The organism is Emticicia sp. (assembly GCF_049241225.1).
In the GTDB taxonomy this organism is placed as follows: Bacteria; Bacteroidota; Bacteroidia; order Cytophagales; family Spirosomataceae; genus Emticicia.
In genome coordinates this window covers 37,181-46,869 of the sequence record NZ_JBMLRC010000065.1, presented here as the reverse complement: position 1 = coordinate 46,869, position 9,689 = coordinate 37,181, and the positions used below count along the sequence as shown (strand labels likewise).

General features: G+C 40.0%; 8 protein-coding genes and 1 pseudogene. 7 read left to right on the top strand and 2 right to left on the bottom strand.

Annotated elements, in window-relative coordinates; genetic code table 11:
* Both ACOVO2_RS04505 and kbl read left to right on the top strand, forming a co-directional pair.
* Positions 1-510 (top strand): annotated as a pseudogene (locus tag ACOVO2_RS04505) (NAD-dependent epimerase); the annotation flags it as partial.
* 4 nt (positions 511-514) lie between these two features.
* Positions 515-1,699 carry a glycine C-acetyltransferase gene (gene kbl / locus ACOVO2_RS04500; RefSeq protein ID WP_421768815.1) on the top strand — a complete coding sequence of 395 codons (1,185 nt, stop codon included), beginning with the start codon at positions 515-517 and terminating at the stop codon, positions 1,697-1,699.
* Positions 1,700-1,767: 68 nt separating this feature from the next.
* On the opposite strand, the gene ACOVO2_RS04495 is transcribed toward kbl, so the two are convergent.
* Together ACOVO2_RS04495 and ACOVO2_RS04490 are read right to left on the bottom strand one after the other, a co-directional pair.
* A complete protein-coding gene (locus ACOVO2_RS04495; RefSeq protein ID WP_421768814.1) occupies positions 1,768-2,844 on the bottom strand; it encodes a GNAT family N-acetyltransferase in 1,077 nt (358 codons plus the stop codon).
* Positions 2,845-2,982: 138 nt separating this feature from the next.
* The gene (locus ACOVO2_RS04490; RefSeq protein ID WP_421768813.1) at positions 2,983-4,413 is read right to left on the bottom strand and encodes an amidohydrolase; all 1,431 of its coding nucleotides are present in this window, start codon (positions 4,411-4,413) and stop codon (positions 2,983-2,985) included.
* 136 nt (positions 4,414-4,549) lie between these two features.
* Here ACOVO2_RS04490 and ACOVO2_RS04485 point away from each other — a divergent pair, with 136 nt between their 5' ends.
* From ACOVO2_RS04485 to ACOVO2_RS04465, 5 genes are all read left to right on the top strand, one after another.
* Positions 4,550-5,092, top strand: coding sequence for a pyridoxamine 5'-phosphate oxidase family protein (locus tag ACOVO2_RS04485; protein WP_421768812.1), 543 nt, complete (start codon positions 4,550-4,552; stop codon positions 5,090-5,092).
* A gap of 230 nt (positions 5,093-5,322) precedes the next feature.
* Positions 5,323-5,913 carry a TetR/AcrR family transcriptional regulator gene (locus ACOVO2_RS04480; protein WP_421768811.1) on the top strand — a complete coding sequence of 197 codons (591 nt, stop codon included), beginning with the start codon at positions 5,323-5,325 and terminating at the stop codon, positions 5,911-5,913.
* A 69-nt stretch (positions 5,914-5,982) separates the two neighbouring features.
* Positions 5,983-6,642, top strand: a complete 660-nt coding sequence (locus ACOVO2_RS04475) for an NAD-dependent epimerase/dehydratase family protein (protein WP_421768810.1) — start codon at positions 5,983-5,985, stop codon at positions 6,640-6,642.
* 241 nt (positions 6,643-6,883) lie between these two features.
* Positions 6,884-7,354 (top strand): (2Fe-2S)-binding protein, encoded by a 471-nt coding sequence (locus ACOVO2_RS04470; RefSeq protein ID WP_421768809.1) that lies wholly within the window; start codon positions 6,884-6,886, stop codon positions 7,352-7,354.
* A 5-nt stretch (positions 7,355-7,359) separates the two neighbouring features.
* Positions 7,360-9,528 carry a molybdopterin cofactor-binding domain-containing protein gene (locus tag ACOVO2_RS04465; protein WP_421768808.1) on the top strand — a complete coding sequence of 723 codons (2,169 nt, stop codon included), beginning with the start codon at positions 7,360-7,362 and terminating at the stop codon, positions 9,526-9,528.
* The last annotated feature ends 161 nt before the right edge of the window (positions 9,529-9,689 follow it).

Genomic DNA, 9,689 nt, shown 5'->3' with positions numbered 1-9,689 from the left:
GGCGAAAATTGGGCAAATTATTATTTCAATCGTTATGGTTTAGATGTGCGTTCGTTGCGTTATCCTGGGGTCATTGGCTACCAATCTTTGCCCGGTGGTGGCACAACCGACTACGCCATTGATATTTTTCATAAAGCCGTTTGCGACGAGCCTTATACTTGCTTTTTGGCAAAAGATACACGTTTACCTATGATTTTCATGGATGATGCCATCAAGGCAACGCTCCAACTCATGGAAGCACCGAAAGAAAGCATCAAAACTCGCACATCATACAATCTGGCTGGTTTGAGCTTTACTCCCGAAGAAATTGCGGCAGAAATCAAGAAAATTATTCCGAATTTTAGCATTTCTTATGAGCCCGATTTCAGACAACAAATTGCCGAATCTTGGCCACAAGTAATTGATGATAAGGAAGCAAGAGCCGAATGGGGTTGGCAATCAAACTATACTTTGAAGGACATCACCGAAACAATGATTTTAAAATTACAGGAACAATTAACATTTGCATAAAACCATGTTTGATAACATCAGAGAATACTATTCAGACGAACTTTCGGCCATCAAAGAGGCTGGTTTATATAAATCAGAAAGGGTTATCACTACGCCACAGTCGGCTACGATAAATACACAGAATAAGGAAGTTTTAAACTTCTGTGCTAATAATTATTTAGGGCTTTCATCACACCCAGAAGTGCTTGAAGCTGCCATCGAAACCATCAAAACGCATGGTTTTGGTATGTCTTCGGTAAGATTTATCTGCGGTACGCAAGATATTCACAAAGAATTGGAGCGTAAAACGGCTGAGTTTCTGGGTACAGAAGATTGTATTTTGTATGCGGCGGCTTTCGATGCCAATGGTGGTGTTTTTGAACCACTTTTGGGAGCAGAAGATGCTATTATTTCGGACGAACTCAACCATGCTTCTATCATTGATGGTATCAGATTGTGTAAAGCTGAGCGTTTCCGTTATAAAAACAATAACATGGACGATTTAGAGCAGCAACTCATTGCGGCCAGTCATTGCAAGAAAAAACTTATCGTAACTGATGGTGTTTTCTCGATGGATGGTTCGATTGCCCAGTTGGACAAAATCTGTGATTTAGCTGACAAATACGGTGCAATGGTCATGGTTGATGAATGCCACGCAACGGGTTTTATGGGAAAAACTGGCCGTGGAACGATTGAATTGAAAAACGTAATCGGCCGAGTTGATATCGTGACGGGAACTTACGGAAAAGCTTTGGGCGGTGCATCGGGTGGTTTTACGGCTGCACGTAAAGAAATTGTAGATATGCTTCGCCAACGTTCAAGACCTTATCTTTTCTCCAATACGCTTGCACCAGCAATTGTTGGAGCTTCAATAAAAGTGCTTGATATTTTGCAGCAATCAACGGTTTTGAGAGACAAACTCGAAAGAAATGCTGCCTATTTTAGAGCAAAAATGACCGAAGCTGGCTTTGATTTATTGCCCGGCGAACACCCAATTATTCCAATTATGCTCTATGATGCACCTTTGGCACAAACTTTTGCGGCCAAATTATTGGAAGAAGGCATTTATGTGATTGGTTTCTTCTACCCAGTTGTACCGAAATCAAAGGCACGCATCAGAGTTCAAATTTCGGCAGGTCACGAAATCGAGCATCTCGATAAAGCCATTGCGGCATTTACTAAAGTCGGCAAAGAGCTGAACGTTATCTAAGTCTATTCAACTCTATCTATACAATCAATCCATCGGGTGTCGTTTTTGGATGCTCGATGGTATTTTTTTTAGACTTCTTTCAATAATTCTCGCCCGTACATTTCTATCACATCAGCCATTTCTTCTACCACTTCACCAGTGTATAAAAACCTCGAAATTTGTAGCAAAAAAGCATTATAATGTTCTTCTGGTGCTTCTTCAAAAATTGATTTATAGACCCTTGTGCATAAAATCAAATGAAATTGTTCGTCTCGCACATCATAAATTACCATTGGAAGTAGCGGAGAGTCGGCATCAATATCAAAACAAAACAAGAATACAGGAAAATCGAGCAAGCCCATACCGTTGAGGTTATGAATCATGTCGGCATCGAAGAAATCATAGAATTTAAAATCATTTTTCACTCCCCTACTATCTAAGATTTCACTTAAAATTCTGAGGTTTTCTATCATCGAATTGAGTGGAATCCGAGAATCATCATATTCTTCAAACGGAATCCAAGCATCGGCCACCAAATCGAGGTATTGCAGTGAGGGCTTCGCCAAATCGAGTTTATAATCAAAAAGTGGGTAGCCCGGTGCAAAATAGCCCGGGTAGAAAAAATGAAATCCGTTTTTCTTACAAAATTCCATTTTTAGATACATCAAATACTTTCCGAGGCTATATTTTCGATATTCGGGGTCATAAAAACACGAAATGCCCGCTCCACTTTTTTCGCCTAAATCCAAAAAACCAGTTGCTATCAACTTTTGGTCATCGTAGATATTTATCTCAACAGTATCATAAATTCGGAGTGAAGCACGTTCTTCTTGATGTCCATAAAGTAAATTTTTGACAGATGGAGCAGCCTCAAAAGTCATACTTTCTCGGTATTTCCTAAATAATTCTTCGTGATGTTCGGTCGGACTGGCTATCTGAACCTCAACCCTAAATTTGGCATTGAGTTTCTCGATTTTTTGTTGAGTTTTACTTTTTTCACTATTCAATAAATCAATTCTGAGCCAAATAGCCGAATGAAGTTTATCTTTAAAACGCAGGAAGTTTGTCGTAAAAATAGATTGCCCCATTCTAAACCAACCATTGGCAAGGTAAACATCAAGTTCTTGTGCAGTTAATGACTCTGGGTAATGTAATTCGACAAACATTCGTATTGGATAATGATGTAAGATTCTAATTGACAACTTTGCGAATCTATGCACCGTAAATAGTTGATAAAAATTCGGTGGCACGCTATGCGTGTCACCGATAATTGGCATTTTCAAAACAAAAATACCATGTAAAAGCTATTTTCTATAATCTAAAGGCGGTTTTCTATCACCCGCCAATGATTTATATTCAAATACTTTGTTGCCTCTTCTTTGGTATAATTCCTCTTTTGCTTGCTCAATAATGCTAGTATTTTGAAATAAATTTTGAGCGGTTAGGGCAATGGTTTTAGCGGCATTCATCATTCCCTTATGGCCGATACTCATACCATTGCAAGCCACTGCTTGCCAACTATGAGCAGGAATTCCAGCCACCCAAGTTGCGGTTGATAAACCCGCAGTTGGCACAACCCAGCTTACATCACCAACATCAGTTGAAGCAGGAAATGAAAGACCTGATTGGTAAGGTCTGACCTCCTGTGCTGAGTTTAACGCAGCTAAACTTTGACTATTGACCGTTTTACGAATTTTTTCAGCAAAATCAACTTCTTCGGGCGTATATTTCACGCCACCAACTTTTTCTAAACTATTCTGCATTTGTTTCGCCAAAACATCATTTGGCAATAGATTATACAAACCCGCCAAAATTTCAAAACTCATTTTGGTTTCGGTGCCAAGTGCCGCCGCCTCCGCAGTTTTCATGATTCGTTGCCAAGTTTCTTCCAAACCTTTGGCCGATGGACTTCTGACAGTGTATTCAACCATTGCGTAGTCAGGAACAATATTTGAGGTAAGTCCACCATTTTTTATGACATAGTGAATACGAGTTTCGGGCGAAATATGCTCACGCATGAGGTTTACCATGTAGTTCATTGCTTCAACGGCATCTAAAGCCGAACGTCCCTTTTCAGGGCTGGCAGAAGCATGGGCCGCCAAACCTTCAAAGCTAAAATTTGCCACCCGATAGGCCAATGATGAATTCGGACTTGCATTGTTATTATCACCCGGATGCCAGTGCAATACGGCATCAATATCTTTGAAAACATTTTCACGAACTAAGTATGTTTTTCCACCACCGGCACCTTCTTCGGCGGGCGTTCCTATCAAACGAATCGTTCCTTTGATTTTTGCACTTTCCATCCATTTTTTGGTAGCAATAGCAGCCGCAACCGAGCCAACACCAAACAAATTGTGCCCACAAGCGTGGCCATATCCATTAGTTTTTAGTGCTTTTCTAAACGGAACTGCTTCTTGCGAAAGCCCTGGCAAAGCATCCATTTCGGCCAAAATCCCGATTACAGGCGAGCCAGAACCATACGATGCCACAAATGCCGTAGGTATATTTCCAACACCTTTTTTTATCTCGAACCCAGCATTCTTTAGTTCATTCATGAGCATTTCGGAGGTCTGATTTTCGAGATAACCAGGCTCGGCAAGCTGCCAAACTTTATCAGAAATGCCAGCATAATGACTAAAATTCTGCTCTAATTCTTGAAGGATTTCTTTCTGAGAAAATCCTCGATTAACAAAAGCAATTAAGAAGAGAAGAAATGGTAGTATTTTTTTCATAATTGATGAGGTAAAGGTTAGAAACTACTTGGTTATGCCTAAAATCAACAGCAAATTGGCAAAAAGAAGTCCTAAAAGCAAACGACGAACTTTTTTACTCGAAAAAATCTTTTCTAAAAAACTATTACACAAAATTATGGGCAAAAAAATCGACCAAATTCAACCCGAAATCAAAGATTTCATCGAAAAACAAAAACTCTTCTTCGTAGGCACGGCCATGAGTACGGGCATTGTCAATGTATCGCCCAAGGGCATGGACTCATTTAGAGTGCTCGGCCCAAATCGGGTAATGTGGCTCAACGTAACTGGTAGTGGCAACGAAACCGCTACGCACTTACAAGAAAACAACCGAATGACAATTATGTTTTGTGCATTCGAGGGAAAACCACTCATTTTAAGACTTTACGGAACTGCCAAAACCTACCACCCACGTGATGCCGAATGGGCAGAATACATCAATCTTTTCCCAAAATATACTGGTGCAAGACAAATTTTTGATGTAGAAGTCGAAACCGTACAAACTTCCTGCGGAATGGCCGTACCATTTATGGATTATAGACATGAGCGTGAAGAACTCAACCATTGGGCCGACAAACAAGGTCAAGAAGGCATCAATAATTATTGGCAAAACAAAAATACCGTCAGCTTCGATGGCCATCCAACAGGCATTTTTGAGTAATTTTCTTTAACCATGGAGAAAAATATTGTGAAACTCCGTGGTAAGTAGTCCACGGTCAATAGTCGACAAGTCCACAGTAACTAATAGATTTATAGTCAATTTATTGGTTGCTTTTAAACTTGTCGATTAAATTTACCCAATTACTTAAAATAAAAACTCTACCAACATGAAACTTTTCTACAAAAGAATCGTTTCTATTTTAAATATCGACTGATTAGTCAATCTAATAAATGGATAAAGAAAAAAAAATACTTGATACAGCCCTAAAACTTTTCGTTGAATTTGGGTTTCATGGCACTCCTACCAGCAAAATTGCCAAAGATGCAGGGGTTGCCAACGGAACACTTTTTCATTATTTCGCAACCAAAGAAACTTTGATTAAAGAGCTTTATGTAACAATCAAAAATGAATTAAATCAGCTTTTAGTGGCCCAAGCCGACCCCAATGATAGTATCGAAGAGGCATTTAGAAAACTGTATTTTACTACCATCAATTGGGCGTTGGTCAATCAAGATAAATTTTATTACATCCAACAAGTGCATTTTTCGCCCCATTTGGCACAAATTCCTGCTGAAGTGCTGCACGAACAAAGCAAAATGCACATTGCTTTCATAGAAAAAGCAAAAGCGAGTGGCGAAATAAAGTTAATGCCCAATGAGCTACTCTACACGCTCGTGAATAGTCAGGTTATGGGAATTTATCAGTATGCTTTAACACAATCAACAGACCAACAACAAGACAGTATCGAACAAGGCTTCGAGATGATTTGGGATTTAATTTGTAGTCAACAGTCAACAGTCAACAAATCCACATCAAATTAAAATACTGATAATTAAACATTTACAAAAATTAGGTTTCCCAAAATATCAAACCTGTTATTTAATTAAAAAATGAAAATAAAAGCAATCATTACGGGAGCAACTGGCATGGTGGGCGAAGGTGTGTTACACGAAGCCCTCAACCGCTCGGAAGTAGAATCGGTTTTGGTTATTGGCCGTAAGCCATGTGGTGTTGTTCACCCAAAACTCCAAGAAATTATTCATTCAGATTTCTATGATATTTCACCGATTCTCAATCAACTTTCGGGCTATAATACCTGTTATTTTTGCTTGGGAGTTTCGTCAGTTGGCATGAAAGAGGCAGAGTATTTCAAACTGACGCATACGCTAACGCTGAATTTTGCGGAGAAGTTGAGTTCGGTAAATCCAGCAATGACATTTTGCTACATTTCTGGGTCGGCCACCGACAGCACCGAGCAAGGCAGAAGTATGTGGGCAAGGGTAAAAGGTAAGACCGAAAATGATTTGACGAAGCTACCCTTCAAGGCAGTTTATAATTTCCGTCCAGCTTTTATGTTGCCCACTAAAGGACTCAAAAATACATTGCCCTATTACAAATATATTTCTTGGATGTACCCAGTAGGCCGAAGATTTTTCCCGAATTATTTCAGTACCTTAGCTGAACTCGGACAAGCGATGATAAATACCTCAATTAGAGGCTATACGAAGCAAATTTTAGAAGTAGAAGATATTTTGGTGATGAGTAAATAAATTTGGAGACATCTAAAATTCATTGCCGTCTGCTTTAGCTGACGGATAATAGCAACTCAAGACCAAATTGACTTTAGTCAAAATAAAGGTCAGTTTTGGCTAAAGCCGATAATGATTTTATCATTTTATATCCGTCAGCTAAAGCAAACGGCAATGAAATAATAGTGAAATACTAATCATAAACAATTTTTCATTTTGAGATTCAATTCAATAACATTCAAACCAATCAACATAAAAACTAATGAAAATCGACTTCACAATAAATGGTAAGCCAACAAGCGTAGATGTTGACCCTGCCATGCCATTGCTTTGGGTTGTCAGAGACGAACTCAAACTCACGGCTACGAAATTTGGCTGTGGAATGGCCATGTGCGGAGCTTGCACACTCCACATAGATGGCGAAGCAGCCCGCTCATGCTCGGTTCCTGTCGAAAGCATCGCAGGAAAAAACATTACAACACTCGAAGGGCTTTCAGAAAGCACCGAAAAGCTCCACCCTATTCAACAAGCTTGGATAGAAGAGCAAGTACCACAATGTGGTTATTGCCAATCGGGTTTTATGATGGCAGCAGCCAAATTATTGAAAGAAAACCCAAATCCGAGCGAAGCGGATATTGCCAACAGCATTACCAATATTTGCCGTTGCGGTACTCAACCACGTATCATCAAAGCCATCAAACGAGCAGCCGAAATTTCTAACCAAAAAATCTAAAAACTATGTCAGCAGATAATACAAAGAAAGGTTTTTCACGTAGAAAATTCTTACAAAGAGGAGCAATCGTTTTGGGCGGAACAGTAGTTGCAAGTTATTTGGGTTGCTCGCCTATGCGTCGATTTACAGCTCAAAAAGCCGAGGGCATGGATATACCAGCGATGATGAGTTCGTTGCAACCAAATTTTTGGTTTGAAGTATTACCTAATAATACGATTACACTGAAATCGCCAAAAATTGAAATCGGACAAGGCGTATTTACGGGGCTTGCTATGCTGGCCGCCGAAGAATTAGATGTGCCTTACGAGCAGATAAAAGTTGAGCACTCAGTTACAAGTAGTGGCTTATACGACGAAATAAATACTGGTGGAAGTAACTCAACATCAAGCCTTTATGAGCCAGTCAGAGAAGTAGCCGCTACTATGCGTGAAATGCTCAAAGCAGCTGCCGCAAAAAAATGGGGTGTAAAAGCCAGCGAAATCAAGACCGAAAATGGTACGCTGATTTCGGGCAATAATAAAATGACTTATGCCGAAATAGCAAAAGAAAACAAAAACTGGGATATTCCGAAAACACCAGAATTACGACCAAAATCAGCATTTAAAGTAGTTGGAAAGACTGTAAAGCGAACTGATTTGAAAGCAAAAGTAATGGGAACCGCTAAATACACCCTTGATAGCGAGCTGCCCGATATGCTTTATGCGGTTTTATTACAATCGCCTTACTTAGATGGCACAATCAAGACACTTGATACCAAAGAAGCTGAAAAATCGGCAGGTGTGGTAAAAGTTGTTCGAGAAGGCGAACTCGTAGCGGTGGTTGCTAAAACTTTCTATGCAGCCGACAGTGCCTTCAAGAAAATACAAGTTGAATGGAACACGCCAAATAAAGTTCAGCAAGCCGATTTGATAAAACTCGTAACGGTTGGCAATGGTAAAGAAGTAAATGTTCAGAAAGAAGGCAACGCTAAAAGTATCATCGAAGATAACAAGGCAAGCGTTTTCCGTCAAGAATATCGCACGCCGATGGCAGCACACGCCCAAATGGAAGTAAATGCAGCCATTGCCCATGTCGAAGCAGATAAAGCCGTAATCATTGCTGGCACGCAAGGGCCAAAGATTGTCATTGATACGGTTGCAAAAGCACTCGATATCAGCAAAGATAAAGTAGAAGTACATACACCTTATGTGGGTGGTGGTTTCGGAAGAAAAGCCGTAAAAGGACTTTATGTAGAAGCAGCCTTGATTTCTAAAGCAGTTGGAAAGCCGATAAAACTCTATAATTCTCGCCAACAAGAATTCCAAAACAGTTTGTATCGCCCCAACACTCACCATGTTTTGCAAGCTAAAATTGCCCAAAATGGCGAAATTGAAGCCATCACACACGACCAATCTACGCCAGATATGCTCAAGAATTTAATGGGGACTGACCTTCCTAATAAAATTTTAGGAGCAGATTTCATTTCGGCAGGTCACGGAGCAAGTTTCATGTATAATTTCAAGAATAAATCGGTTTCGGTTTGGAATGCCGAAGTACCGATTCCGATTGGTATCTGGCGAGGTGTCGGGATGTTTCCGAATACTTTTGCTGTAGAAAGTTTCATGAATGAATTGGCACATCAAACCAAGAAAGACCCAATTGCTTTCAGAATTGGCTTATTGCAAGATGATGATAAAATAAGTGTAAGAGGCAAGAAGGTTTTAGAAGCCCTCATCGAAAAAAGTGGTTGGAAAACACCAAAAGCCGAAGGCATTGGCCGAGGAATTGCCATCGGAAATGACCGAAAATCAATTGCCGCAGCGGCCATAGAATTAGCCATAGTAGAAGGGAAAATTGTTGTAAAAAAAGTCACTCAAGTGTTAGACTGTGGCATAAGCATTAATCCTGAAGGAATTAAACAGCAAATTGAAGGAGCAACCATGATGGGAATCGGGGCTGCACTTTATGAAGAAGTAACGGTGAAAGATGGACAGATCGAACAGGCTTATTTCAGCCAATATCCGATGGTTACATTAGCCGATGTTCCCGAAATCCAGTGCTTTATTCTCGAAGGTGATGACGTTCCTTACGGTGTGGGTGAGCCTCCTCTCGCTCCTATTGCTCCAGCCATTGCAGGTGCAATTTTGGATTTGACTGGAAAAGCTGTTCGCTCATTACCCATTCGTTTGAGTTGATTGGTTATTGGTAAACTGGCATATTGGTTATTAGTTACAGGAAAATTGGTTTGAGAAGTATCTCACTAATTTCCCAGTAGCTAGTTTCCCAAGAACCAATCAACCAATAACAAAAAATACATTTGGGAGTTGTACAGAAAAAGGTTATTTTGCAATGCGAA

Bases quoted from the DNA above. Each gene is read 5' to 3' on its own strand.
- kbl (WP_421768815.1), top strand. From the start codon at position 515: ATGTTTGATAACATCAGAGAATACTATTCAGACGAACTTTCGGCCATC.
- ACOVO2_RS04495 (WP_421768814.1), bottom strand. From the start codon at position 2,844: ATGTTTGTCGAATTACATTACCCAGAGTCATTAACTGCACAAGAACTT.
- ACOVO2_RS04490 (WP_421768813.1), bottom strand. From the start codon at position 4,413: ATGAAAAAAATACTACCATTTCTTCTCTTCTTAATTGCTTTTGTTAAT.
- ACOVO2_RS04485 (WP_421768812.1), top strand. From the start codon at position 4,550: ATGGGCAAAAAAATCGACCAAATTCAACCCGAAATCAAAGATTTCATC.
- ACOVO2_RS04480 (WP_421768811.1), top strand. From the start codon at position 5,323: ATGGATAAAGAAAAAAAAATACTTGATACAGCCCTAAAACTTTTCGTT.
- ACOVO2_RS04475 (WP_421768810.1), top strand. From the start codon at position 5,983: ATGAAAATAAAAGCAATCATTACGGGAGCAACTGGCATGGTGGGCGAA.
- ACOVO2_RS04470 (WP_421768809.1), top strand. From the start codon at position 6,884: ATGAAAATCGACTTCACAATAAATGGTAAGCCAACAAGCGTAGATGTT.
- ACOVO2_RS04465 (WP_421768808.1), top strand. From the start codon at position 7,360: ATGTCAGCAGATAATACAAAGAAAGGTTTTTCACGTAGAAAATTCTTA.